27 protein-coding genes and 2 pseudogenes are annotated in these 25,602 nt (G+C 62.4%); 18 read left to right on the top strand and 11 right to left on the bottom strand.

Annotated elements, in window-relative coordinates; all coding sequences use genetic code 11:
- The first annotated feature begins 221 nt into the window (after positions 1-221).
- Complete coding sequence (locus tag LB557_RS31600; protein ID WP_263496733.1) at positions 222-347, top strand: hypothetical protein; 126 nt, start codon at positions 222-224, stop codon at positions 345-347.
- A gap of 218 nt (positions 348-565) precedes the next feature.
- Here the strand turns inward: LB557_RS31600 and LB557_RS09680 are convergent, their stop codons facing one another.
- The 3 genes from LB557_RS09680 to LB557_RS09670 form a co-directional block, all read right to left on the bottom strand.
- A complete protein-coding gene (locus tag LB557_RS09680) occupies positions 566-1,249 on the bottom strand; it encodes a transglutaminase-like cysteine peptidase (protein ID WP_181171246.1) in 684 nt (227 codons plus the stop codon).
- Positions 1,250-1,484: 235 nt separating this feature from the next.
- Positions 1,485-2,897, bottom strand: a complete 1,413-nt coding sequence (gene tldD / locus LB557_RS09675; RefSeq protein WP_224644073.1) for a metalloprotease TldD — start codon at positions 2,895-2,897, stop codon at positions 1,485-1,487.
- 172 nt (positions 2,898-3,069) lie between these two features.
- Entirely contained in the window at positions 3,070-3,630 is a 561-nt protein-coding gene (locus tag LB557_RS09670; protein WP_015318798.1) for an invasion associated locus B family protein, read from the bottom strand.
- A gap of 378 nt (positions 3,631-4,008) precedes the next feature.
- Here LB557_RS09670 and coxB point away from each other — a divergent pair, with 378 nt between their 5' ends.
- The 15 genes and pseudogenes from coxB to LB557_RS09595 all read left to right on the top strand — a co-directional run bounded on the left by coxB (position 4,009) and on the right by LB557_RS09595 (position 14,671).
- Positions 4,009-4,875 carry a cytochrome c oxidase subunit II gene (gene coxB, locus LB557_RS09665; RefSeq protein ID WP_015318797.1) on the top strand — a complete coding sequence of 289 codons (867 nt, stop codon included), beginning with the start codon at positions 4,009-4,011 and terminating at the stop codon, positions 4,873-4,875.
- 38 nt (positions 4,876-4,913) lie between these two features.
- Positions 4,914-6,566: a cytochrome c oxidase subunit I gene (ctaD, locus tag LB557_RS09660; RefSeq protein WP_015318796.1), complete on the top strand. Its 1,653-nt coding sequence runs from the start codon at positions 4,914-4,916 to the stop codon at positions 6,564-6,566.
- A 75-nt stretch (positions 6,567-6,641) separates the two neighbouring features.
- Positions 6,642-7,586, top strand: coding sequence for a heme o synthase (locus LB557_RS09655; RefSeq protein ID WP_140714998.1), 945 nt, complete (start codon positions 6,642-6,644; stop codon positions 7,584-7,586).
- A 2-nt stretch (positions 7,587-7,588) separates the two neighbouring features.
- The gene (locus LB557_RS09650) at positions 7,589-7,750 is read left to right on the top strand and encodes a hypothetical protein (RefSeq protein WP_015318794.1); all 162 of its coding nucleotides are present in this window, start codon (positions 7,589-7,591) and stop codon (positions 7,748-7,750) included.
- Positions 7,750-8,382, top strand: coding sequence for a cytochrome c oxidase assembly protein (locus tag LB557_RS09645; protein WP_224595871.1), 633 nt, complete (start codon positions 7,750-7,752; stop codon positions 8,380-8,382). The genes LB557_RS09650 and LB557_RS09645 overlap by 1 nt, the downstream gene beginning before the upstream one ends.
- Position 8,383: 1 nt before the next feature.
- Positions 8,384-9,265, top strand: coding sequence for a cytochrome c oxidase subunit 3 (locus LB557_RS09640; protein ID WP_015318792.1), 882 nt, complete (start codon positions 8,384-8,386; stop codon positions 9,263-9,265).
- A 160-nt stretch (positions 9,266-9,425) separates the two neighbouring features.
- Positions 9,426-9,578: a L,D-transpeptidase family protein gene (locus tag LB557_RS09635; RefSeq protein WP_224595874.1), complete on the top strand. Its 153-nt coding sequence runs from the start codon at positions 9,426-9,428 to the stop codon at positions 9,576-9,578.
- Between the two features lie 21 nt (positions 9,579-9,599).
- A complete protein-coding gene (locus LB557_RS09630; RefSeq protein ID WP_015318791.1) occupies positions 9,600-9,986 on the top strand; it encodes a DUF983 domain-containing protein in 387 nt (128 codons plus the stop codon).
- Positions 9,983-10,738, top strand: coding sequence for an SURF1 family protein (locus LB557_RS09625; protein ID WP_224643725.1), 756 nt, complete (start codon positions 9,983-9,985; stop codon positions 10,736-10,738). Before LB557_RS09630 ends, LB557_RS09625 begins: the two co-directional genes overlap by 4 nt.
- A gap of 88 nt (positions 10,739-10,826) precedes the next feature.
- Positions 10,827-11,837, top strand: a complete 1,011-nt coding sequence (ispH, locus tag LB557_RS09620) for a 4-hydroxy-3-methylbut-2-enyl diphosphate reductase (RefSeq protein WP_015318789.1) — start codon at positions 10,827-10,829, stop codon at positions 11,835-11,837.
- Positions 11,838-11,843: 6 nt separating this feature from the next.
- On the top strand, positions 11,844-12,821 hold the full coding sequence (locus tag LB557_RS09615; protein WP_140714996.1) for a homoserine kinase: 978 nt from the start codon (positions 11,844-11,846) through the stop codon (positions 12,819-12,821).
- Positions 12,818-13,351 carry a ribonuclease HI gene (gene rnhA, locus LB557_RS09610; RefSeq protein ID WP_015318787.1) on the top strand — a complete coding sequence of 178 codons (534 nt, stop codon included), beginning with the start codon at positions 12,818-12,820 and terminating at the stop codon, positions 13,349-13,351. The genes LB557_RS09615 and rnhA overlap by 4 nt, the downstream gene beginning before the upstream one ends.
- 44 nt (positions 13,352-13,395) lie before the next feature.
- On the top strand, positions 13,396-13,971 hold the full coding sequence (locus LB557_RS09605; RefSeq protein WP_015318786.1) for a histidine phosphatase family protein: 576 nt from the start codon (positions 13,396-13,398) through the stop codon (positions 13,969-13,971).
- Between the two features lie 122 nt (positions 13,972-14,093).
- A complete protein-coding gene (locus tag LB557_RS09600; RefSeq protein WP_140878137.1) occupies positions 14,094-14,375 on the top strand; it encodes a type II toxin-antitoxin system ParD family antitoxin in 282 nt (93 codons plus the stop codon).
- Positions 14,365-14,671 (top strand): annotated as a pseudogene (locus LB557_RS09595) (type II toxin-antitoxin system RelE/ParE family toxin). Before LB557_RS09600 ends, LB557_RS09595 begins: the two are co-directional and overlap by 11 nt.
- Before the next feature lie 4 nt (positions 14,672-14,675).
- On the opposite strand, the pseudogene LB557_RS09590 reads toward LB557_RS09595, so the two are convergent.
- From LB557_RS09590 to LB557_RS09580, 3 genes and pseudogenes are all read right to left on the bottom strand, one after another.
- Positions 14,676-15,151 (bottom strand): annotated as a pseudogene (locus LB557_RS09590) (DUF2938 domain-containing protein).
- Between the two features lie 93 nt (positions 15,152-15,244).
- On the bottom strand, positions 15,245-15,727 hold the full coding sequence (locus tag LB557_RS09585; RefSeq protein WP_015318782.1) for a peroxiredoxin: 483 nt from the start codon (positions 15,725-15,727) through the stop codon (positions 15,245-15,247).
- Positions 15,728-15,805: 78 nt separating this feature from the next.
- The gene (locus tag LB557_RS09580) at positions 15,806-16,612 is read right to left on the bottom strand and encodes a protein-disulfide reductase DsbD domain-containing protein (RefSeq protein WP_015318781.1); all 807 of its coding nucleotides are present in this window, start codon (positions 16,610-16,612) and stop codon (positions 15,806-15,808) included.
- A 172-nt stretch (positions 16,613-16,784) separates the two neighbouring features.
- On the opposite strand from LB557_RS09580, the gene LB557_RS09575 reads away from it, so the two are divergent.
- On the top strand, positions 16,785-17,393 hold the full coding sequence (locus tag LB557_RS09575; protein WP_015318780.1) for a YqgE/AlgH family protein: 609 nt from the start codon (positions 16,785-16,787) through the stop codon (positions 17,391-17,393).
- Positions 17,394-17,546: 153 nt separating this feature from the next.
- Here LB557_RS09575 and LB557_RS09570 read toward each other — a convergent pair whose 3' ends face one another.
- Complete coding sequence (locus LB557_RS09570; RefSeq protein ID WP_224643724.1) at positions 17,547-18,338, bottom strand: MBL fold metallo-hydrolase; 792 nt, start codon at positions 18,336-18,338, stop codon at positions 17,547-17,549.
- Positions 18,339-18,436: 98 nt separating this feature from the next.
- On the opposite strand from LB557_RS09570, the gene LB557_RS09565 reads away from it, so the two are divergent.
- Positions 18,437-19,327, top strand: coding sequence for a LysR family transcriptional regulator (locus LB557_RS09565; protein WP_224643723.1), 891 nt, complete (start codon positions 18,437-18,439; stop codon positions 19,325-19,327).
- A 49-nt stretch (positions 19,328-19,376) separates the two neighbouring features.
- Here LB557_RS09565 and LB557_RS09560 read toward each other — a convergent pair whose 3' ends face one another.
- The 4 genes from LB557_RS09560 to thrC are packed head-to-tail and all read right to left on the bottom strand — an operon-like array spanning position 19,377 to position 25,582.
- Entirely contained in the window at positions 19,377-22,265 is a 2,889-nt protein-coding gene (locus LB557_RS09560) for an EAL domain-containing protein (protein ID WP_140617282.1), read from the bottom strand.
- Positions 22,266-22,268: 3 nt separating this feature from the next.
- Positions 22,269-22,865: a GNAT family N-acetyltransferase gene (locus LB557_RS09555; protein ID WP_140878145.1), complete on the bottom strand. Its 597-nt coding sequence runs from the start codon at positions 22,863-22,865 to the stop codon at positions 22,269-22,271.
- 12 nt (positions 22,866-22,877) lie between these two features.
- The gene (locus LB557_RS09550) at positions 22,878-24,170 is read right to left on the bottom strand and encodes a M16 family metallopeptidase (RefSeq protein ID WP_140617280.1); all 1,293 of its coding nucleotides are present in this window, start codon (positions 24,168-24,170) and stop codon (positions 22,878-22,880) included.
- Between the two features lie 14 nt (positions 24,171-24,184).
- The gene (thrC, locus tag LB557_RS09545) at positions 24,185-25,582 is read right to left on the bottom strand and encodes a threonine synthase (RefSeq protein WP_224643722.1); all 1,398 of its coding nucleotides are present in this window, start codon (positions 25,580-25,582) and stop codon (positions 24,185-24,187) included.
- Positions 25,583-25,602: the final 20 nt, after the last annotated feature.

Below are 25,602 nucleotides of genomic sequence, written 5' to 3'. Positions count from 1 at the left end.
GCCAAGATTGCGCAGTGCCCCGGCTCGCTGATACCCAGTCAGTGCCGGGGGGCCTCAAGGGAGTGACCGAAATGAGGATTGCAAGCGTTCTGACATCTGTCGCCCTGGCCGGGTTCATTGCGACGGGGGCCGCTGCGGCAGCGACGACAGCAGCGACCACGACCACGACGGCGCCGGCCGCCACCACAGCCGCCCCTATGAATAAGGCGAAGACGACTGCGATGACGCCGCAGAAAACCGCGATTTCGAAGCAATGTTCCGCACTTGCGGATGCCCGGAAGCTGCACGGCAAGGCACGCGAGAAATTCCGGGCTGACTGCAAGAAGAACGGCGGCAAAGCCACCTGACCGGCCGCCTTCGCGGCAAAGGTTCGCTGCCAGCCTGCCTGCTGGGAGCCGGCAGCAGTTCGGAGAATATGAACCAGATTTCCGGCTGAAGCCGCGTCCGCCTGGGACAGATCATGAGACAGATCAACGGCGGGTGAGACGGTTGGGGAACCCTCCATCTCGACCGTTGGAAATTCGCCGAACGCCTGTAATGCCTGGACCGTACGGTCCAGGCAGGCTCAATCTACGAGCTTTGCAGCATTCGCGAAGGTTTTCGGCGTGCCGCCTCGCTGGTTGACCGACTGCCAGACATTCGGATTCTGCTGCGATTGACGTTTCAGGAAGTAGTAGCCGGTTGCATTCCAGGGCCTGATTTGGTCGACCATATTGTCGAGGACAAGATCGCCTTTATCGGTCTTCACCGTCAGGATGGTGTGGCCCTCATTGTTGAGATCGCGCACGACCGTCATCAACAGCGCTTGTCGGGGAAATCCAGCCTCTTGAAGGAGCTTGCGTTTGTAGAGGGCGTAGATCTTGCAATCGCCTTTGCCGTCAACCGGATAATCCCAATGGTCCGCCATCGTGCCCCAGTGATCGAAATTGCTGACGGGTTTGATGGCGCTGTTCGCCTTCTGATTTATCCGCTTGAGGATGCGGAAGGTCCGCGCTGTCAGCTTGACATTCGCGGCCGGCAGAGCCGGCACCTTGCACTCTTTTGGGCGGCGATGACAGAAATCGATCCAACCGTAGGGGACGCTGGTGCTTCCACCCACGGAGGCAGAGCGTGATCCATCCATGGAAGATTGGGTCGATCGCGACTTGAACAAAGTCGACTGGGCCGACGCCGGACTGGCTAGCAGCGATGCCGCACCAATCAACGAAACAAAGCCAAGCAGGAGAGCCAGGACGGGGGAGTGCCGCATTGCCAAAACCACCACCGCAACGAGGAACTGGTGCTGCGTTCGTGCTCGAGAGGCAGCCCAGGCAGTCAAAGACCTAATAATTTGTTAATGTGGATTGTGTCCACTTCAAGGTCCCGGCCGCCGAAAAGCCGGTCCCTGTCAGGCTGGCCCCTGTCAGGATCACAATGGGCATGGTGGAGGGCGCCTGCATCCGGAAACGTCACGGCGGGCGATGACACCGGAACGGCACCGAGTTTCAAACCCGCGTGCCGCCGACCGTCATCTGGTTCATCCTGAGATGCGGCTGGCCAACGCCGACGGGTACGCCCTGGCCGGCCTTGCCGCACATGCCGATGCCGTTGTCGAGCTTCATGTCGTTGCCGACCATCGAGACGCGGTGCATGGCATCAGGCCCGTTGCCGATCAGCATCGCGCCTTTGATCGGCTGCGTCACCTTGCCGTTCTCGATCATGTAGGCCTCGGTGCAGCCGAACACGAATTTGCCCGACGTGATGTCGACCTGGCCACCGCCGAAGGAGACGGCGTAGATGCCGTTCTTGACGGAGGCGATGATTTCGTCCGGCTCCATGTCGCCTGAGGTCATGTAAGTGTTGGTCATGCGCGGCATCGGCTGGTGCGCATAGCCTTCTCGCCGGCCATTGCCGGTGGCTTTCATGCCCATCAGCCGGGCATTCTGCCGGTCCTGCATGTAGCCGACCAGTTTGCCGTCCTCGATCAAGACGTTGCGGGCCGAAGGCGTGCCTTCGTCGTCGACGGTGAGTGAGCCGCGCCGCTCTGGGATGGTGCCGTCGTCGACGACCGTCACCCCCTTGGCGGCCACCTGCTGCCCCATCAGGCCGGCGAACGCCGACGTCTTCTTGCGGTTGAAATCGCCTTCAAGACCATGGCCGACGGCTTCGTGCAGCATCACGCCCGGCCAGCCATTGGATAGCACGATGTCGAAAGTGCCTGCCGGGGCCGGGATTGCCTCCAGGTTGACCACCGCTTGCCGGAGTGCCTCGCTGGCGGCGTGCTTCCAACTATCCTCGATCAGGAATTCGCCGAATGCCTTGCGCCCGCCCATGCCATAGGAGCCGCTTTCCTGGCGGTCGCCTTCGCCGACGACGACCGAGACGTTGACGCGGACCATCGGCCTGATATCGCGCACTATCTGGCCGTCGGCACGAACGATCTCGACATGCTGCCAGGATGCGGCGATCGAGGCCGTTACCTGGCGCACGCGTGGATCCTCGGCGCGCAGCCAGGCGTCGATTTCTTGCAGCAGCTTCGCCTTGGCCTCGAAGGAAGGCGAAGGGATCGGGTTCTCGTCGCCGTACAGATGGCGGTTGGTACGGGCGGGGGCTGCCGCAAGCGTGCCGGAATAGCCACCCTTGACGGTCGAGACGGCTTCGGCCGCGCGCAGCAGCGACGCCTCGGACAGGTCGCTGGAATGAGCGTAGCCGCTGGCTTCGCCGGCGACGGCCCGCAGGCCAAAGCCCTGGTCGGTGTTGAAATTGGCGGTCTTCAGCTTGCCATTGTCGAACATCAGCGCTTCGCTCTCGCTGTATTCGATGAAAAGCTCGCCGTCGTCGGCGCCCTTGATGGTGTCTGCGACGATCTGCTTGATGCGGTCGTCTGAAATGTCGAATTGGCCGATCAGGCTGTTCATGGCGCGTCCGTCCGTGGGATGTTTGCTTTCCCCCGATGTAGGCGTGAAGCCGCGCCCGCACAATCGGCAATGAGGAATCGGCGCCGACGAATGATTTCGTTCGCTGAAAGCAAGGCATGCGTCTGGGGTCGGCAAAAGCCGCGTCCAGGCCTGGTTCAGCGCGAAGCCGCGATCAGGGCAGAGCGGCGAAGCCTTCGGCGAAACCCTTGAGGTCGACGGGAATGCCGATACCCTCTTCCGGGGTCTGGAAAACGATGAATGTTGCCGACGTACCGGTCTTCAGCGTGTCGAGCAGCGGCTTTTCGAGAATGACCTCGGCATAACAGCCGTCCTGGAAGCAGCGCACGAAATAGGCGCGGCCAATGTCCTTGCCGTCGACATTGAGCCCGAGGCCGTTCGGCAACAGCACGCCGAGCGGCGCCAGCACGCGCAGGATCTCGGCCTTGTTGTCGGCGGTGCGCAGCACGACGACCGAAAGCCCCATCTCCGGACGATCCTCGGCGACGACGTTCTGCATCATCACGCATTGTTCCGAGGTGGCACCGGCCGGCGTGTCGCAGATGATCGACCATGCGCCATGGGTCGAGCGCACCGTGCCGCTTGGCTGGGCAGCATTGGCGTTGCCGGCGATGGACAGACCGGCCGCGCACAGGACCGCGAGAAACAGGGCGTTTGCCAAGGTTCTCGAAAGGCCCAGTCGCGTATGCCTCAGTCTCGAAAGCCAAGAGTTCATGACGGCTCCATTGCGAATCACGGCACTTTAAGCCGCGCCAATGCCAAGTAAAGGACGAGACCGTGGCCGAACTGTCCCTAAAAAGGCAATGCGGCGCTTTTCCTTGCCAAATTCGCCTGAATTACGACGCTTTGCGGGTGTCGCCGGCACAAGGCGTGCGGCCCGCCGAACATACGCGATTCGCCACTACGGCCATTGCCCCGGAAGAGCCACGTCAGCTTGCGCGCAAAAATGCCGCACGGTTTCGACCGCTCCTTTCTTGCGGAGGGAAAAAGAGTATGGTTTGAACCAGCTTGAGACTGTCCGGGATTCCCGTCCCGGCATTGTTCGTTATTCTCGCGGGCACAGCCGGTGAGAGACTGGGAGACGAAGAGGGCGATGAGAAAATTCCTAGCGAGCACCGGTGCTGCTGCCACGTTCCTCGCCTGCGGATCCGCTTATGCGGACCAGCCCAGGCCGTGGGAGACCGGCTTCCAGGCGCCTGCGACCGACATGATGCGGCAGATCGAGTGGTTCGGAAACTACACGATGTGGTTTATCATCCCGGTCACGGTCCTTGTGCTGTTTCTGCTGATCTACTGCATCGTCAAATTCCGCGCGAGCGCCAATCCGACCCCGTCCAAGACCAGCCACAACACGCTGATCGAGGTGATCTGGACCATCGGCCCTGTCGTCATCCTGCTTTGCCTCGCCATCCCCTCGTTCCAACTCCTGACTGCCCAGTATACGCCGCCGGAAGAGGCGAAGCTGACCGTCAAGGCAACCGGCAACCAGTGGAACTGGGATTACGAATACCAGACCGACAACACGCTCGCCTTCAATTCGGCCATCCTTCAGGATGGCGATCGTGCCAAGGCCGGCAAGGAGGATCGCGCGGTCTATCCGCGCCTGCTCGCCGTCGACAACGAGCTGGTCGTGCCGGTCAACACGATGACCCGTGTGCTTGTCACCGCGACCGACGTGATCCATTCCTTTGCCGTGCCGTCCTTTGGCATCAAGATCGACGCCGTTCCCGGCCGCACCAACGAGACCTGGTTCAAGGCGGAGAAAGAAGGCCTCTATTACGGTCAGTGCTCGCAGCTCTGCGGCAAGGACCATGCCTTCATGCCGATCGCCGTTCGTGTGGTGTCGGACACGCAGTTCAAGACCTGGCTGGCCGCGGCCAAGACCGATCTGCCAGGTGCCAACAAGACGCTCATGGCCGAGGTCGATGGCCAGAACAAGGTAGCGGCCGCCGGCAACTGATGTCGCGGGTTAGCAAGATTTAGGGAACGGAGCGGAACATGGCAGACGCTGCAGCTCACGACGGGCACGACCACAAGCCGTATCATGGCTGGGTGCGCTGGGTTTATTCGACCAACCACAAGGATATCGGTACGCTCTACCTGATCTTCGCGATCATGGCCGGCATAATCGGCGGCGCGCTTTCGGTCGCCATCCGCATGGAGCTGCAGGAGCCTGGCATCCAGATCTTCAGCGGTCTTGCGCAGATGGTCTATGGCATGAACGGCGACGCCGCGATCGACGGCGGCAAGAGCATGTACAATGCGTTTGCCACCGCGCACGCGCTGATCATGATTTTCTTCATGGTCATGCCGGCCCTGATCGGCGGTTTCGCCAACTGGATGGTGCCGATCATGATCGGTGCTCCCGATATGGCGTTCCCGCGCATGAACAACATCTCATTCTGGCTGCTGCCGCCGGCGTTCATCCTGTTGCTCACCTCGATGTTCGTGCCGAGTGCGCCTGGCGCCTTTGGCGTGGGCGGCGGCTGGACGCTCTATCCGCCGCTGTCAACTTCGGGCCAGCCCGGACCGGCCATGGATCTGGCGATCCTGTCGATCCACATCGCCGGCGCCTCCTCGATCCTCGGCGCCATCAACTTCATCACCACCATCTTCAACATGCGTGCCCCCGGCATGACGCTGCACAAGATGCCGCTGTTTGCCTGGTCGGTGCTGGTCACCGCCTTCCTGCTCTTGCTGTCGCTGCCGGTTCTGGCCGGCGGCATCACCATGCTGCTCACCGACCGCAACTTCGGCACGACCTTCTTCGCGCCTGACGGTGGTGGTGACCCGATCCTGTTCCAGCACCTGTTCTGGTTCTTCGGTCACCCGGAAGTCTACATCCTGATCTTGCCGGGCTTCGGCATCATCAGCCATATCGTCTCGACCTTCTCGAGGAAGCCGGTATTCGGTTACCTCGGGATGGCCTACGCCATGGTCGCGATCGGCGCGGTCGGCTTCATCGTCTGGGCGCACCATATGTATACGACGGGCCTGTCGCTCGATACGCAGCGCTACTTCGTCTTCGCCACCATGGTCATCGCGGTGCCGACAGGCGTGAAGATCTTTTCCTGGATCGCAACCATGTGGGGCGGATCGATCTCGTTCAAGCCGCCGATGCTGTGGGCGCTGGGCTTCATCTTCCTGTTCACCATCGGTGGCGTCACCGGTGTCCAGCTGGCCAATGCCGGCCTCGACCGGTCGCTGCATGACACCTATTTCGTCATTGCCCACTTCCACTACGTACTGTCGCTGGGCGCGGTGTTCGCCATCTTCGCCGGCTGGTACTACTGGTTCCCGAAGATGACCGGCTACATGTACTCGCCCGTCATCGCCAACACCCATTTTTGGGTCATGTTCGTCGGCGTGAACCTGATCTTTTTCCCGCAGCATTTCCTCGGCCTCGCCGGTATGCCGCGCCGCACCATCGACTATCCTGACGCGTTTGCGGGCTGGAACATGGTTTCGTCCTACGGTTCGTATATTTCGGCCGTCGGTGTGGTGATCTTCCTCTATGGCGTGTTCGAAGCCTTCCAGAAGAAGCGGATCGCCGGCGCCAACCCGTGGGGTGAGGGTGCTACCACGCTCGAATGGCAGCTGCCTTCGCCGCCGCCGTTCCACCAGTGGGAGCAGCTGCCGAAGATCAAATAAGGCGGCTCCCGCTCGAATACAAAACCGCCGGCCCGCCGGCGGTTTTGGCCAACGGAATGATGGACTTGAGTACGCATGGCCCTAGTCGACAAAACCAGCATTGACGAAGCGGGCTTCCGTATGTCGGAAGCTACGGCGGGCGATTTCTTCGCCCTGCTGAAGCCGCGCGTCATGTCGCTGGTGGTGTTCACCGCCTTTGTCGGACTGGTCGCGGCACCGATGACCATCAATCCGCTGCTGGCGGTGATCGCCATCCTGGCCATTGCGATTGGGGCCGGCGCCTCTGGCGCGCTCAACATGTGGTACGACGCCGACATCGACGCGGTGATGACCAGGACCGCCAGCCGCCCGGTGCCTTCCGGCCGGATCCAGCCGCACGAGGCGCTGAGCTTCGGCTTGGTGTTGTCGGTGCTGTCGGTGATGACGCTCGGCGTGTTGGTCAACTGGTTGTCGGCGACGCTGCTGGCCTTCACCATCTTCTTCTATGCCGTGGTCTACACGATGTGGCTGAAACGCTCGACACCGCAGAACATTGTCATTGGCGGTGCAGCGGGCGCCATCCCACCGGTCATCGGCTGGGCCGCGGTGACCGGGTCGGTCAGTCTCGAAAGCATCATCCTGTTCCTGATCATTTTCCTGTGGACGCCGCCGCATTTCTGGGCGCTCGCGCTGTTCAAGTCCGAGGACTATGGCCGCGCCGGCATCCCGATGATGCCCAACGTCGCCGGCCATGCATCGACCCGCCGTCAGATTTTCGCCTACGCGCTGGTGCTGGCTCCGGTCGGCGTGCTGCCCTGGCTGCTCGGCTACACGACGCCGTTCTACGGCGTGGCCGCCTTGCTGTTGGGGGCTGGTTTCGTCTGGTATGCCTGGAAAGTGCTTGGCATGGCCGACGATGACCGCGTCATGAAGCCGGCTAAGGCCCTGTTCGCCTATTCGCTGCTCTATCTCTTCGCAATTTTCGCCGCCTATCTGGCTGACAGTGTCGTCGAACGCGCGCTTGCCATGGGTGGGGCATGACCATGGCCGAGAAAGAACTCGAAACGGTCACCTTGACCGATCGCCAGAAGAAGGCCCAGCGCAGCCGTTCCATCGCCATCGGCGTGGCGCTGGCGGTGCTGGTCGTGATCTTCTACATCGCGACAATCGTGAAGTTCGGCCACAATTTGTCGGGCTCGATGTGATGAGCGCCGAGACGTCCAAGAAGACGGTAGGCAAGACCGGCAACCGCGTTGTCGCGGTTGTCTGCCTTGCTTTCTTCACCGGCATGATCGGCATGGCCTATGCAGCCGTGCCGCTCTACAAGATGTTTTGCCAGGCGACCGGCTATGGCGGCACGACGCAACGTGCCGAGAAGCAATATGCCGGCCGCGTGCTCGATCGCGAGATCACCGTTCGTTTCGACGCCAACATCGCCGGCGTGCCATGGGAGTTCCAGCCGGTCCAGCGCTCGATGACCATGAAGATCGGGCAGACCGTGCAGGCGCATTATCAGGCGACCAACAAGTTCGATCGCCCCGTCACCGGCCGCGCAACCTTCAACGTGCAGCCGGAACTGGCGGGTCCGTACTTCAACAAGGTCGAATGCTTCTGCTTCACCGATACGACGCTGAAGCCGGGCGAGACGCTGGACATGCCGGTCCTGTTCTATGTGGACCCCGACATCGTGAATGTGCCGGAATTGAAGGACGTGAGGACGATCACCCTGTCCTATACGATGTTCCCGGTCGAGAAGACCAAGCCGGTGGCGTCGTCCGGGCCGGCCCAGGGCAATAGCAAGACAGTTTCAGATACCGAAGGAAATCTCGGGGGTTGATATGGCAGACGCGCACGCAAAACCACACCATGACTACCATCTCGTCGACCCGAGCCCGTGGCCCTTCCTGGGATCGGTAGGGGCGCTTGTCACCGCTTTTGGCGGTGTCTGCCTCATGGAATACCTGAAAGGCGGCTCCTTCCCGATCTTCGGCGTCAACATCGCCAATCCGTGGCTGTTCTTCATCGGCATTGTGATCGTGCTGTACACCATGTTCGCCTGGTGGTCGGACACCATCAAGGAAGCGCATGAAGGCCACCATACGCGCGTCGTGTCGCTGCACCTGCGCTACGGCATGATCATGTTCATCGCCTCGGAGGTGATGTTCTTCGTTGCCTGGTTCTGGGCCTATTTCGATGCCAGCCTTTTTGCCGGTGAGGTGCAGAACTATGCGCGCCACACGTTTACCGGTGGTGTCTGGCCGCCGAAGGGCATGGAGGTTCTCGATCCTTTCCATTTGCCGCTCTACAACACCATCATCCTGCTGCTGTCGGGCACCACGGTCACCTGGGCGCACCACTCGCTCATCCATGGCGACCGCAAGGGCCTGATCAACGGCCTGGTGCTGACCGTCGGGCTTGGCATGCTGTTCACCATGGTGCAGGCTTACGAGTACATGCACGCGCCGTTCGGCTTCAAGGATTCCATCTACGGCGCCACCTTCTTCATGGCGACCGGCTTCCATGGCTTCCATGTCATCATCGGCACCATCTTCCTGCTGGTCTGCCTGATCCGGGCGATGAAGGGCGACTTCACCCCCAAGCAGCATTTCGGCTTCGAGGCGGCCGCCTGGTATTGGCACTTCGTTGACGTGGTCTGGCTGTTCCTGTTCGCCTCGATCTACGTCTGGGGATCGGTCGGCGCGGTGATCGAAGGCCACTGATTCAGCCTTCTGGATTTCGAGTTCGTTAGGGCGGCCGCGGCGACGTGGCCGCCTTTCTTCTTTTCGGCGCAAGGATCGCCAATCGATGAAAGATGCGGCTGACCTCAATTTGCGCATTTTATCGTCTTGGCATTCCGGCTCTTGCCGCTGAGAAGGTCTGGTGCGCGTCCACGAAGCGAAGCGGTTCGGCTGGTGGGGCTGTCTGCTTCAATTGGTCGACTGGACCGATGGCTGCATTGGGGTTACGGATTCCGACATGGACCAAATCTGGGCGATGGTGGCCGATGGGGCGCCGATCGAGATCGAGCAATAGCCATGAATTACGGCACTACGCATGAGTGAAGACAAGGCGATCTGGCCTCCGATCGATCCGATTTCGGCCGGCCTGCACGGCCGCTGCCCGCGTTGCGGCGAGGGGCGGCTGTTTTCCGGCTTTCTCACCGTCGGCAAGCGCTGCGTCAATTGCGGCCTCGACTATTCCTACGCCGATGCCGGCGATGGACCGGCCGTGTTCGTCATCCTGATCATCGGCTTCATCATCGTCGGTCTGGCGCTTTGGGTGGAAGTGACGCTGAGCCCGCCGCTCTGGCTGCATCTGCTGATATGGATCCCACTGGCCCTGGTGCTGTGTCTCACGGCGCTTCGGTTGATCAAGGGCGTGCTGCTCACCCTGCAATACAGCAACAAAGCAGCCGAGGGTCGGCTGGATCGCGGCGAATGAGCGAAGCGTCCCTGAAAGACCGCGGCCATTCGCGGCCACGATCGGCACTGTTGTTCGTCCTTGGCCTTGTGTTGTTCTTGATTTTGCTGGCGCTGGGCACCTGGCAGGTCCAGCGCCTGCGCTGGAAGGAAGGCCTGCTGCAGACCATCGACCAGCGCACCCATTCGGCGCCACGACCGCTTTCCGAGGTCGAGAAGGAATTCGCCTCGACCGGCGACGTCGACTACACGCCGGTCACTGTCACCGGCACTTTCCTGCATTCCGGCGAGCGGCATTTCTACGCGACCTGGGAAGGGGATGCCGGCTTCAATGTCTATACGCCGCTGGCCCTCGACGATGGCCGTTTCGTCCTGATCAACCGCGGCTTTGTTCCCTACGACCTCAAGGATGCGGCGAAGCGCGCCAAGGGACAGGTAACGGGCAGGGTCACGGTCACCGGGCTTGCCCGCAACCCGCTGCCGGCAAAGCCCTCCATGATGCTTCCCGACAATGACGTGGGGAAGAACATCTTCTACTGGAAGGACCGCGACGTCATGGCCGCGAGCGCCGGCCTGCCGGCTGGGTTCACCTTGGTGCCGATCTTCATCGATGCCGACAAGACGCCAAATCCCGGCGGCCTTCCGGTCGGGGGTGTCACCATCATCGACCTGCCGAACAGCCATCTGCAATATGCCGTCACCTGGTACGGGCTTGCCGCGGCACTCGCCGCGGTGCTTGTCCTCCGGCTTCGCCGGCCCGCGAAAGAGGAATGAACGCAAGCGAGGCCTCTCTTTCCACCGATACCCTTGACAGGGCAGGGGTAGGCACCTCATTTCGGCGCTGACCAACCGGCAGGATTTGATGCTTCACACAATCGCCAAGCCTCCTCTGACGATCCGGCTCTGCCAGCCGCGCGGTTTTTGCGCGGGCGTCGACCGTGCCATCCAGATCGTCGTGCTGGCGCTGAAAAAATATGGCGCCCCGGTCTATGTCCGCCACGAAATCGTCCACAACCGCTATGTCGTCGAGGGGCTGCAGAGCCTTGGGGCCGTCTTCATAGAGGAACTTTCCGAAATCCCGGCCGAACATCGGCAGTCGCCGGTCGTCTTCTCCGCGCACGGTGTGCCCAAGTCCGTGCCGGCGGATGCGCAGGCGCGCAACCTGTTCTATCTCGACGCAACCTGTCCGCTGGTCTCCAAGGTCCACAAGCAGGCGATGCGTCACCAGCGGCTTGGCCGCCATGTGCTGTTGATCGGTCATGCCGGGCACCCCGAGGTGATCGGCACAATGGGGCAGTTGCCGGAAGGCGCGGTAACGCTGATCGAGACCGAAGCCGACGCAGCCCGGCTTGTACCGGCCGATCCAAAAGCACTTGGTTTCGTCACCCAGACCACGCTCTCGGTCGAGGATACCGCCGGCATCATCCGCGCGTTGCAGGAGCGCTTTCCGGACCTGCAGGCGCCGGCGGCGGAATCGATCTGCTACGCCACCACCAACCGCCAGGAAGCGGTCAAGGACACCGCCCCGGGTGCTGACCTCTATCTGATCGTCGGCGCCCCCAATTCCTCGAATTCGCGCCGCCTTGTCGAAGTTGCGGAACGGGCAGGTGCCTCGATGTCGCTTCTCGTGCAGCGCGCCGCTGAAATTCCGTGGAATGACATCGGCACCATTTCGACGCTCGGCCTGTCGGCGGGAGCATCGGCGCCGGAGATCATCGTCGACGAGATCATCGACGCGTTCCGCCAGCGTTTCGACGTCACCATCGACCTGGCTGTCACGGCCACCGAAACAGAGGATTTTCCGGTCATGCGGGTACTGCGCGATGTCGAACTGACGCCGGCCGACATGGCCTTCGTCAATGGGACCGCGTGAACGGCCATGGCGGTCTATACCGACGTTGCGGAGGGCGAACTCGGCGCTTTCCTGAAGCACTACCCGGTCGGCGATCTCCTATCCTACAAGGGCATCGCCGAAGGCACCGAGAATTCGAACTTCCTGCTGCACACCTCGAGCGGCTCCTACATCCTGACGCTCTATGAAAAGCGGGTCGAGAAGGCGGATTTGCCGTTTTTCCTCGGGCTGATGGGCCATCTCGCCAGCAAGGGGGTGTCCTGCCCGCTGCCGGTGACCGCGCATGACGGCAGCGTCATCGGCACGCTGGCCGGCCGGCCGGCCGTCATCATCACCTTTCTCGAAGGACTTTCGCTGCGCCGACCGGCCGCAACGCATTGCGCCGAGGTCGGCAAGGCGCTGGCGGCGCTGCACCTGGCCGGCGCCGACTTTCCGATGACGCGTCCGAACGCGCTCGCCCTCGACGGCTGGCGCAAGCTTTGGGATGCGTCTCGCGGCCGCGCCGACGAGGTCGAGCCGGGCCTTGCGGCCGAGGTCGATGCCGACTTTGCCGATTTCGAGCGGAACTGGCCCAAGGGCCTCCCCGAGGGCATCATTCATGCCGATCTGTTCCCGGACAATGTCTTTTTCCTGGGCGAGAAGCTTTCGGGGCTGATCGATTTCTATTTCGCCTGTGACGATCTCTATGCCTATGATGTCGCCACCTGCCTCAACGCCTGGTGTTTCGAAAAGGATTTTTCCTTCAACCTTACCAAGGGCAAGGCACTGCTTGCCGGTTATCAAAGCGTGCGCCCCCTGAGCGATGACGAGAAAGCGGCGCTGCCGATGCTGGCGCGCGGTTCGGCGCTACGCTTCATGCTGACCCGGCTTTACGACTGGCTGACCGTCCCCGATGGCGGACTGGTGATGAAACGCGACCCGTCCGAATATATCCGAAGGATGCGGTTCCACCGGGCGATCAGATTTCCTTCGGAATATGGATTGGCCGAAAACGGGGTGTCATGAGCAAGCAGGTTGAAATCTTTACCGATGGCGCCTGTTCGGGCAATCCCGGCCCCGGCGGCTGGGGCGCCATCCTGCGCTTCAACGGCACCACCAAGGAACTCTTCGGCGGCGAGGCCGAAACCACCAACAACCGCATGGAATTGCTGGCGGCCATTTCGGCGCTGAATGCGTTGAAGGAGCCTTGCACGGTCGAGCTTCATACCGACAGCAAATACGTCATGGACGGAATTTCCAAATGGATCCATGGCTGGAAGAAGAATGGCTGGAAGACCGCCGACAAGAAGCCGGTCAAGAACGGCGAACTCTGGCAGGCGCTGGACGAGGCCAACCGGCGCCACAAGGTCACCTGGAACTGGGTGAAGGGCCATGCCGGCCACATCGAGAACGAGCGCGCCGACGAACTGGCAAGGGAAGGCATGGCGCCGTTCAAGAAAGGGCCTTTCAGGCCGGTAGTGTCGGCGCCAAAGCCGGATGTCCAGGCAAAGCAGCCGCTGGCCCCGAAGGCGCGTCGTTCGACCCAGAGCTATTGAGCTTCTGGCACTCGCTGCGCCCGGCCGACAGGAGAATTTCTGTTATGCCGATCGCCTATTACATCACCCATCCTCAGGTTCAGATCGACGCCAGCGTGCCCGTGCCGGATTGGGGTCTATCCGACATCGGTCGTGCCAGGGCGCATGCAATGCTGAACCAGCCGTGGATCGCATCGATCGGGCGTGTGGTGTCGTCGGGCGAACGCAAGGCCGTTGAAACCGCCGAGGTGCTCGGGCGGCACCTCGACCTTGCGGTGCAGGTGAGGGAACGGATGCATGAGAACGACCGGTCGGCGACGGGTTTCCTGCCGCCTCCGGAGTTCGAGGCGGTCGCCGACCGGTTCTTCGCCAATCCGCACGAAAGCATTCGTGGCTGGGAGCGGGCCATCGACGCACAGCAGCGCATCGTGAGCGAGGTCGAGGCCGTCCTCGGTGCCGGCGGCAGCAACATCGCCCTTGTCGGACATGGCGGTGTCGGTACGCTCCTGCTACTGTCGCTCAGCGGCAGGCAAATCAGCCGCGAAGCCGATCAGCTGGCGGGCGGCGGCAACTATTTCGCCTTCGATACCCACACGCGCCAAATTATTCATGGATGGCGACCGATCGACAGGCTGTCCTGATCGGCGTACCGCAGCCGTACTCGTAGCGCAAGGACAGGCTCTTCTCGCGACATCGCAGTTGCTCGAGGATGTGGATGGGAGTAATATTTCCCACTATCGAGCAATGCAAGAGAGGACGCAGCGTGGCGAACGTTGAAAAAATGAGCGTGGCTGTGACCCCACAACAGGCAGCCCTGATGCGCGAGGCCGTGGAGGCGGGCGAGTATGCCACTGCAAGCGAGATCGTGCGTGAAGCGATGCGGGATTGGCTGGCCAAGCGCGAACTGCGGCATGACGATGTTCGCCGGCTGAGACGGTTGTGGGATGAAGGCAAGGCAAGCGGGAGACCGGAGCCTGTGGATTTCGACGTGTTGCGAAAGGAAGCTCGGCGAGAGCTGACGGAAACCTCGCGGAATGGCCGTTAGGCTAGTCTGGTCACCCGCGGCCAAGGCTGACCTCATCGACATCTACGTGACGATAGGCAGCGAAAACATACGGGCGGCCGATCGTTACTACGACCAGTTAGAAGCGCGTGCAGCTGGCAGCCCAGCCGCGCATGGGTGTCAGGCGACCGGATATCAGGCCTTCCGCACGAATGCTGGTGGAGGCGCCTTTTGTACTGCTCTACGAAACGATTCCAAACACGGACGATGGCCCAGTGGAGTGGGTTGAAATCGTCCGTGTGGTCGACGGGCGGCGGGATCTGAACAGTCTGTTCTAGCTGTCTACCGGATCAGCAGCGCCGTACCGTAGAGCCCGAGCGCGAACACCGTGTGCGAGACCAGATTGAGGGCGCGGACCCGCATCGGATTCGGCCGCTTCGAGGCCGCCCAGCCGGCGCCCATGCCTGCGCCAGCAGGAACCAGCCGGCGCCGACGGTAACGATGCCGAGGATGAAGGCCGGCAGGAAGGTCGGCGCGGCCAGCCAGCCCGCGCCCGCCAGCATCACCAGGATTATGCCGTAGGCGATGCCGACGAAGTAATGGAAGGCCCAGCCCAGCGCCTGTTCATACGCGTAGGGCGCCGCATCGCCGATATCGTCGTGAAACACCTTGTCGCGGAGGTGCCAGACCCAGCGCCCGACCGGCCCCCAGTTCGGGCGTGGCTGGCCGAACGCCTTGTGCAGGAAGAAGGCCCAGAGATCCATCAGGACGGTCGCGCCGACGCCGATCGCGACAGCGCGCCAGAAGATGTCAAACATCGTAGGATCCCCCCGAAAACCGGCAATTCTGGAGCGCGGCTGCTTGTCACGCGAGGCCGGCCATTGCGGCCTCGCGTGATTGGCCGTCGAAGTTCAAAGCTGGCCCAGAATATGAGCCGCGCCGGACTCGTCGACGCCGGGTTTGGTCTCGACATTGAGCGCGGTAACCTTGCCGTCGTCGATAATCATCGAAAACCGCTTCGAGCGCAGGCCCATGCCGCCACCGGAATAGTCGGCGTCGAGGCCGACCGCCTTGGCGAAATCGCCATTGCCGTCGGCGAGGAACAGGATCTTGCCTTCGCCACCGGTGAAGCGCGCCCAGGCGCCCATGACGTGGACGTCATTGACCGAAACGACGGCGATGGTGTCGACGCCGCGCGCCAGGATCGCGTCATGGTTCTCGAGATAGCCGGGCAGGTGGTTGTTGCTGCAGGTCGGCGTGAAGGCGCCGGGAACGCCGAACAGCACCACTTTCTTGCCCGGAAAAATCTCGGCCGACGTGATCGGCTTGGCGCCGTCCGCGGTCATGGTCTTGAAGGTCGCCTCGGGCAGCTTGTCGCCAACGGAGATGGTCATGAATTCCTCGCTTGGGATGGGGAAAGACGCGTGCTTGCGTAACGAACTCGGCGGCTTCCTGCAACCATCGCGGCCCCATCAAGGGAAAGGCAGCAACCCTTCGACCGCGCCCGCCGAACTCGTCAACGTGTAGTGAAGCCCGCCGTCGGTCGGCGTCGTCGAAGGGCGATCGAGGATCGGCACGGTGAAGATCAGCTTGCCGTCCTTTTCCGAGCGGGAAGGTGTGCCGAACATATAGTCGCGCTCGCCGGCAACGAAGAAATCCGCTGCTTGCGGATCGCCAGGAAAACTTGCCTCGACAACCAGCGTCTCGTGATCGCCGGGCAGCACCTTGATGCCGAAGTCAGGCTTTGCCGCCGCCGGCAGTGCGGTGAAACTCGCCTTCACCAACGCCGCGTCGTCGGCATTATCGGGATCGGAAGCGGGGTCGACGCTCAGCCGTGTCTGCACGGGGATGCAGATGGATTCGCAAATGCCGAGAAAGACGTCGGCATCGATGACCGCCGGCTGGTTCGGCGCCGCCAGCGTGAACGTCACGGGCAAGGAAACCGGATAATTGTAACCGGCCCATTTGCCATAGCCATCATCGTGGCGCTGCGGCGCGGGAAAAGACAGTGTCGCATCGGCTATATTGGTGCTGGCCGAAACGTCGAGCTGCGGCGGCACACCTGCATCGCCCGGGTCGCGCCAATAAGTCTTCCAGCCGGGTTTGAGCGCGATATCGAGAACACCGTATATGCGGCCGGCGTCGTCCGGCTTGCCTGATGTCACCAGCCGCACCTTGCCGCCTTCGCTGTTGTACCAGGCGGATGAGGAGGCGCTGGCGGGGAGGGCGGCCGCCAATCCAATGGCGGCGCCGAGCAACAGGATTTTCAAGCTTTGCATGGCGGTGATTTGATCGTCCCTTCGTGGCCGCGCAATGATTTCATGGCCGTGCTGATATCATATTTGCGTGACCTTTGCGGGCAAGCCAAGGCCGGACTCGCAATATGAGCTTTGGTCGAATCCGCTACGGCGCATCTTTTCGGCGCCGGGGAAACGCGTTACCTTCCCTGGCATGGATTTGTTGCGCCACAAAAAGACAGCCGCCGGCCGCGGCTTTCTCGACGATCAGTTCCTGATTGCCATGCCTGGTATGAAGGACGACCGTTTCACGCGCTCGGTCATCTACATCTGCGCCCATAGCGATGAAGGCGCGATGGGCCTGATCATCAACCAGACGCAGCAGATGCTGTTCCCGGACCTTCTGGTACAGCTTGGCATCATGAACGAGCAGGAGGCGATCCGCCTGCCGGCACAGGCGCGCGATTTCGTCGTGCGCAATGGCGGGCCTGTCGACCGCAGCCGGGGCTTCGTCCTGCATTCGGGCGACTACCGTGTGGATTCCTCGCTCACCGTTTCCGACGACATCTGCCTGACCGCGACCGTCGACATACTGCGGGCGATATCGTCAGGGCGCGGGCCGCGCCGCGCGCTCATGGCGCTCGGTTATTCCGGCTGGGGCGCCGGCCAGTTGGAAACCGAGATCGCTGAGAACGGCTGGTTGACCTGCCCGGCGACGCCGGAATTGCTGTTCGATGCCGACATCGAACGCAAATACGACCGGATTCTCGCCTCCATCGGCATCGATCTCGCCCATCTCAGCCTGGCCGCCGGGCACGCTTGAGCCTCGTCTTTGCCGGCCAGGGTCCCTTCGCCAGGTAAGGCGCAGCCGGAACGCTGCGCCGTTAGCGCAATCTCATCCCATGGCGGTGCGCGAGAGCTGTTCAGGCTTGGAATTGCGTAAACAGGCGAAACCGCGTGTCCGGCTTGTTATCCGCTATGCCGGCTCATAGCCGTACGCTCCGTCCTCACGCATCACGCGGCCGATGCCCGGCCAGCCAAGGTGCGCTCCGGCGATCCATGTTCCAGCCTCGGCCGCGTCGCGGAAAACCTTCTGGCGCGTTGCGCGTGCGATCGCTTGGTCGTCGTCATAACCCCAACTCAACGCGGGATTGCCAAACTGCAAGGCCGGCACATGAACGATGTCCCCGAAGAACAGGAAGCGGGCCTCGTCCGTGTCGAATGCGTAGCCGATGTGACCGGGAGCATGACCCGGCAGGGCAACTGCTCTCAATCGCTCGGCGACCTGATCGCCATTCCGCACGGGCTTCAACAAGGATCTGAACCGCGCAAGGTTTGTTTCGGCGAGAAAGCTCTCCACAGCCTCCTCGGCGATTACGATCGCTTTCAAATTCGGAAAGAGGACCCGGTCGTCCGGCGTCAAAAGCCCGTACACATGATCCTGGTGGGCATGGGTGAGCGCCAAGACCGTGATCGAGGCAGGATCGATGCTGGCTTCGGCTAGTGTCTGCTCGAGGCGTCCTGTTGTTGAGGCCCAGCCGCCTCCTCCACTGTCGATCAGAATGCCGTCAACGCCTGGACCTGCGAGGGCAAAGCAATTGACGGAAAGGCGGAGCGCCCCTGCCTGCGCGACTTGCGGCACCGGTTTGTTGCGCGGGCCGTGCAGAAGGTCCGCCGGCATCTCGATATAGCCGTCCGAGAGCGACCAGACCCGCCAGGCGCCGGTGGTGCAGCCGAGGACGTTATCGCTGCGGAACGTTACGATCATAGAGTACCTCAATCTGCCGTTGCCGATCAAAGCTAGGACAGAGTCACCTATGAGGATAGGCCTGTTGCACAGCAAGGCCTCATGAGTGATATTCATGAATGATGAGAAACGAACTGAACGAACTCGCTGCGTTCGCGATGGTCGCCCAGGAGCGAAGCTTTACACGAGCCGCGGTGAAACTAGGCGTGTCTCAGTCTGCGCTGAGCCACACTATCCGTGGGCTCGAGCAGCGGCTCGAGCTACGGCTTTTGGCTCGAACGACGAAGAGCGTCGCGCCAACCGCTGCAGGGGCCGCTCTCTTGAAAGACCTGTCTCCGGCGCTTGAGCAAATCGCTGCTGCCCTTGACGGAGCGCGAAGCCTCAGGCGGCGCCCTGCGGGGCGCCTTCGAATTGTGATGTCACGCTCGGCCGCCGTAATGGTGCTGCTGCCCCGGCTCGCGGCATTCGCCCAGGCCTACCCCGATATCGTTCTCGACGTTGTCACCACGACAGGCCCTGTAGACCTCGTTGCCGGCGAGTTCGATGCCGGTATCCAGCTCGGCGAGTATATTCAGAAAGACATGATCGCGGTCCGCGTCACGCCGGAGTTGCGGCTGGCTGTGGTGGGATCGCCTGGTTATTTCTCATCACGAAGAATCCCGCAAAAGCCGAGGGATCTCAAGGATCATCAATGCATAGCCCTGCGTCTTCCAGGCGGTCCATCTCGGTGGGAGTTCGAGCGGGCGAGAAAGTCGGTCACGATCAACGCCAGCGGCTCGCTTATAATCGACGATACTCACCTGGTGATTCAGGCGGCGCTCGCCGGCGTTGGTCTCGGTCTCGCCTATGAAGAGCAAGTCGCGGAGTATATCGCGGAGCGACGGCTTGTCCGCGTCCTGGAGGAATGGACACCGCCAATCGCAGGCTTTTTCCTGTATTATCCCAGTCGTCAGCTTCAGCCAGCGGCGCTGTCAGCATTGGTCAATGCGCTGCGACTCTCGCAACAATAGTGATGCATGTCGTTGTTCCGGAACCGAGGACACTTCCGGGTGACATGCATTAGGCCTGCGTGAGCGGATACTGCTCCTTCAGCGTCTTCAGCACCTGGTCGCCTGGCATCGGCGCGCCGAACATGAAGCTCTGGACATATTCGCATCCCATCTGGCGCAGCTCCAACGCATCGCGCTCGTCCGATATGCCCTCGGCGACCACCGAAAGGCCGAGCTCATGCGCCATGTTGACCATGGACTTGAGCAACACCGCGCGTTTTGGCGTGCTGTCGTCGACGAAGCTCTTGTCGATCTTGATGGTGTCGAACGGGAACCGCGTCAGATAGGCGAGCGATGAATAGCCGGTGCCGAAATCGTCCAGCGACAGGCCGATGCCGAGCTGCTTGAGCTTGGTCAGCACATGGGCCGTCTGCTCGGGATTGTCCATGACCAGCGACTCGGTCAGTTCGAGCCGGAAGCAGCGCGGCTTCAAATTGGCGCGCGCGATCACGGAACGCACGTCGCTGACCAGGTCGCGGCGGATGAGCTGGCGGCTGGACAGGTTGACCGACACCGACAGCGGCGCGTCGCCGATCTGCTTTTGCCATCCTGCCAGATCCTCAGCCGCCTGCTGCATGGCAAACAGCCCAAGCTGCACGATCAGCCCGCAGCTTTCCGCGACCGGGATGAAATCGGCCGGCGGGATCATGCCGCGGCGCGGATGGTCCCAGCGCAGCAGGGCCTCGAAGCCGGCGACGCTGCCATCCTCGAGCCGCACGATCGGCTGGTAGGCCAGCGTGAATTCGCGCCGCTCGATGGCGCGCCGCAGATCGGATTCGAACTGCAGGCGATCGGTGCCGACGGTGCGGAACGCCGGGCGGAACGGCTCGATCCTGTCGCCGCCGAAACGCTTGGCCTGATGCATGGCGAGCTCGGCGTCCTTGACCATGTCCTCGGCCGAGGTTTGCGCCGAGGTCCAGGTGATCAGGCCGATCGAGGCGGTCAGCACGATTTCGCGCTTGGCAAAGGTGATCGGATTGTTGATCGCATGCTTGATCGCATCGGCCACGCCGGCGATGCGGGCAGGGTCCTGCTCGGACAAAAGCATCAGGGCGAACTGGTCGCCGGCGAAGCGCGACAGCGAATCCTTCGGCTTGAGCAGCCGGTGCAGGCGGCGCGCTATGGTGAGCAGGATGGTGTCGCCGGCCGAGATGCCGAGCCCGTCATTGACCTGCTTGAAGCGGTCGATATCGATGACGAAGACGGTCGGCCGCACCTTCTCTTCGGTGCGGGCGATCGAAATGATCGCCTCCAGCCGGTTCATGAACAATTCGCGGTTTGGCAGGCCGGTCAGATTGTCGTGCACGGCGTCGTGCAGCAGCCGTTCCTCGGATTTCTTCTGTTCGGTGACGTCGACCATGGTACCGACGCAGCGGATCACCTCGCCGTCCGATCCGATGACGGGTCGCGCGCGCAGGGCAAACCAGTGATAGTGCCCATCGGCGCCACGCAGGCGGAAATTCTGCGACACCCGGCCGCGGCGATGTTCCAGCACCACGTCGAGCGTGGTGCGGAATGTGTCGCGGTCGTCGGCATGCAACACCGGCAGCCAGTTGCGGGCGGCACCACCCAGGCTGTTGGGCGCAAGGCCGAGCTGGATGCTGACGTCGGGTTTGGTCACCACGCGGTCGCGCAGCACGTCCCAATCCCACACCGTATCGCCCGATCCCGCGACCGCCAGAGCCTGCCGCTCGAGGTCGGAGAACAGCCCCTGATGCAGCGCACCGCCGGCAAAGGCGTGCTGCATGACGGTGAAGCCGATCAGCAGGATGATCAGGATCAAGCCGCCGCCAAGTGCCGGCTGGGCGATGTCGTTGTCGAGCATGCCGGTGATCGCCATCCACGATCCGCATAACCACAACAGCACCATGACCCAGCTGGGCACCAGCATGATCGCTCGGTCATAACCACGAATACCGAGGAAAATGATCAAGCCGAGCCCGGTCAGTGCGGTCGCGGCAAACGAGATGCGGGCGATGCCGGCGGCGACCGCCGGATCGACGATTGCGACACCGGCGATCAAGAGCAGCCCCAGAATCCAGACCAGCGCGCCATAGCTGAAATGGCCGTGCCATCGGTTGAGGTTGAGATAGGCAAACAGGAACACCACGAAAGTCGCCGCCAGCGCCACCTCGGTGCCAGCCCGCCACATCTGCTCGTTGCCTGGCGAGATCTCGATGACCTTGTTGAGGAAGCCGAAATCGACACAGATATAGGCAAGCACCGCCCAGGCGAGGGCCGCCGTCGCCGGGAACATCGACGTCCCCTTGACCACGAACAGGATGGTCAGGAACAGCGCCAGAAGGCCGGCGATACCGATGACGATGCCGCGAAACAGCGTGTAGGAATTGACCGAATCCTTGTAGGATTCCGGATCCCAGAGGTAGACCTGCGGCAGCTTCGGCGAGGCGAGTTCGGCGATGAAGGTGATCACCGTGCCGGGGTTCAGCGTCACCCGGAACACGTCGGCGTCGGGGCTGGTCTGGCGGTCGAGCGCGAAGCCTTCGCTGGGCGTGATGGCGGCGATGCGCGTAGAACCCAGATCCGGCCAGAAGATGCCGGAATTGACCAGCCGGAAGTGCGGCGCCACGATCAGCCGATCGAGTTGCTGGTCGGTGGTGTTGGCGAGCGCGAAGACAGCCCAGTCGCCGGTCGAGCGGGCATCGTTGGCTTCGACCTCGATCCGCCGCACGATGCCGTCCGGCCCGGGCGCGGTCGACACCTGGAAGTTCTCACCCTGGTTGCGGTAGATTTCGACGGCGCGCGAAAGATCGAGCGCGACATCGTCGCGGGCGATCTTGATCGGTTCTACGGCAAAGGCCGACGAAGCCGCGCACAGCGTCAGCATCGTCGCCAGAAGAAAGGCGAACAGCGGCCCGTTTCGCAGGGAATTCGTCAAAAATCAGTCCTTCGTTCCAGCGCCCGGCGGATCGTCGGCGATCCGGGCGTAGAGGTAGTGATCCTGCCAGATGCCGTTGATCCTGAGATAGGATCGCAGAAGTCCTTCGCGCCGGAATCCGGCTTTTTCAAGCACGCGGATCGACCTGATATTGTCGGGAATACAGGCGGCTTCGATCCGGTGCAACCTCAGCGTATCGAAGGCGAAGCGGGCCACCACCTTGACCGCGTCTGTCATCAGCCCGCGGCCGCCGAAGCGCTCGCCGATCCAGTAGCCGACATGGCCGCTTTGCGAGACGCCGTGGCGTATGTTGCCGAGCGTAATGCCGCCCGCGAGCTTGCCGCTCGCCTTCTCGAAGATGAAGAAGGCGATCGCGGTTCCCTGTGCGTAGTCCTCGCGATAGCGGCTGATGCGCAGGCGCCATGCCGTGCGGTCGAGTTCGTCCGGGGTCCAGCGCGGCTCCCATGGCTCCAGGAACGCCCGGCTTTCGCCGCGCACCGCCGACCACTCGCGGTAGTCGTTGGTGAACGGCACGCGCAGCGTGACGAGGTTGCCCTTCAGTGCCGGCAGGTCACGGCGAAAGAAAGGGAGCGCGAACACGGCGCTTGGGACTTAGACGGCGAGCCTGCGGGCCGTGGTCTGCGTGCCCGGAAGCGAATCGAGGATCGCTTCATATGGTGCCAGCGTACCCACGGGCCCGACAGCGGTAAGCGTCGGCTTGGTCGAGAACATCCGCGACGACAGGTCGGTAAGGCGCTCGATCGTCAGCGCCGCCAGGCGCTCCATCAGCTCTTCCTTCGCGATCGGCCTGCCGAAAAGGAGTAGTTGCCGCGCGATCTGCGAGGCGCGGCTGGCCGGGCTTTCGGCCGACATGATCAGGCCGGCCCGATATTGGGCGCGCGCACGGTCGAGCTCTTCCTGCAGGATGCTCTCGCCGGCCTTCTGCAACTCGTCGATGATGACAGGCACCAGCTTGGCGATGTCGCTTTGGCCCGTCGCGGCGTGAACGCCGAATATGCCCGTATCGGAAAAGCCCCAGTGGAAGGCGTAGACCGAGTAACAGAGGCCGCGTTTTTCGCGGACCTCCTGGAACAGGCGCGATGACATGCCGCCGCCGAGGATCATCGACAGCACCTGCGAGGCGTAGAAATCCCGCACATGGTAGGCGCGGCCCTCGAAGCCCAGCACGATCTGCGCGTCCATCAGGTCGCGGTCCTCGCGGAAGTCGCCGCCGACATATTGCGCGTATTGCGGGATGGTGCTGTCGGCCTTGCTGCGGAAACCGCCGAGCCGGTTTTCGACCTCGCGCACGAACTTGTCGTGCTTGATGTCGCCTGCGGCCACGATCACCATCCGCTCGGCGCCATACTGGCGTTCTATGAAATCGTGCAACTGCTTAGAGGTGAAGGATTTTACCGTTTCGGGCGTACCCAGGATCGAGCGGCCGATGGTCTGGTGGCGAAAGGCCGTCTCGGTGAAACGGTCGAAGACGATGTCGTCGGGCGTGTCGTGCGCGGCGCCGATCTCCTGCAGGATGACGTGCTGCTCGCGCTCAAGTTCCTGCGGGTCGAATTCGGACTCCTGCAGAATGTCGGACAGGATGTCGACGGCGAGCGGCACATCGTCGGAGAGCACCCTGGCGTAGTAGGACGTGGTCTCGACGCTGGTGGCCGCATTGATCTCGCCGCCGACGTCCTCGATTTCCGAGGCGATCTCGAAGGCGCTTCGCCGCTTCGTCCCCTTGAACGCCATGTGCTCGAGCAGATGGGCCATGCCGTGCTCGTCTTCGCGTTCATTGCGGGCACCCGACTTGACCCAGGCACCCAAGGCAACCGATTCGATACTTGGAAGGGTTTCGGTGGCGACTGTCAGGCCGTTCGACAGACGGCTTACCTCAACACCCATATGGCTCGTACTCCCTAACGCGCCGCCCGCGCGCGGCGACTGACGTAATCTTCCACCATTTTGAGGTCGGATGGAAGTACCGTGTATTTTTCCTCGAATGTCATCAATCCCCCTAGCCATGCGGGCAGGGCGGGCGAGACACCGCTGGCGGCTTCGACGGCGGCCGGGAATTTCGCCGGATGGGCGGTGCCGAGCACCACCATCGGCACGGTGCCCGCAGCCCTGGCCGCCGCCACATGCATGGCTGCCGCCGTATGTGGATCGAGCAGGTAGTTGCTGTTTGCCAGCGTCGAGCGGATGGTGGCGGCAACCTCGTCCATATCTGCGCGGCCGGCGTCGAATTCGGTTCGCATACCGGCGATTTCCGCGGCTTCGATGGTGAAGGCGCCCGATTGTTTGAGGCCGGCCATGTAGCGCCGCACCGTTGCGGCGTCGCGGTTTGACGCCTCGAAAAGCAGGCGTTCGAAGTTCGACGAAACCTGGATGTCCATCGACGGCGAGGTGGTCGCAAAGACCCCTTTGGTCCGGTATTCGCCGGTCGCGAAGGTGCGTGCCAATATGTCGTTGTCGTTGGTGGCGACGACCAGCCGGTCGATCGGCAGGCCCATCTTCTTGGCGGCGTAGCCGGCGAAGATATCGCCGAAATTCCCGGTCGGCACGGTGAAGGAGACCGGCCTGTCCGGCGCGCCGAGCGACAATGCCGAGGAGAAATAATAGACGATCTGGGCCATGATGCGTGCCCAGTTGATCGAATTGACCCCCGACAGCGACACCTGGTCGCGGAAGCCGTGATCGTTGAACATGTCTTTCAGCAGGCCCTGACAGTCGTCGAAATTGCCCTCGATCGCCAGCGCATGGACATTTTCAGCCTTCGACGTCGTCATCTGCCGCTGCTGCACCGGCGAGACGCGGCCATGCGGAAAAAGGATGAAGATGTCGGTGCGGCTGCGCCCGGCGAAGGCGTCTATGGCCGCGCCACCGGTATCGCCCGACGTGGCGCCGACGATGGTGGCGTGCTGGTCGCGTTCGGCAAGCACATGGTCCATCAGCCGGGCAAGCAACTGCATCGCCACGTCCTTGAACGCCAGTGTCGGCCCATGAAAGAGTTCGAGGACAAAAGTGTTGGCGCCGGTCTGCACCAGCGGGCAGACGGCCTCATGGCGGAAGGTGGCATAGGCTTCGCGGACCAGGCGCTCGAAGACCGGCGCGGCGATCTCGCCGCCCAGGAACGGCGTCAGCACGCGTATGGCCAGGTCGGGATAGGCGAGGCCGCGCATGGCTCGGATCTCGGATGGCGAGAAATGCGGCCATTCGCGCGGCACGTAGAGGCCGCCATCGCGCGCCAGGCCCGCCAGGATGGCGTCGGAAAATCCAAGCGCGGGCGCTTCACCGCGGGTGCTCACATAATGCATGTCACAGATCCGTTTGCCGC

The organism is Mesorhizobium sp. BR115XR7A (assembly GCF_020165315.1).
GTDB classification, from domain to species: Bacteria; Pseudomonadota; Alphaproteobacteria; order Rhizobiales; family Rhizobiaceae; genus Mesorhizobium; species Mesorhizobium australicum.
The sequence above is the reverse complement of the archived record's forward strand: the minus strand, read 5'-3'. Positions and strand labels throughout refer to the sequence as shown.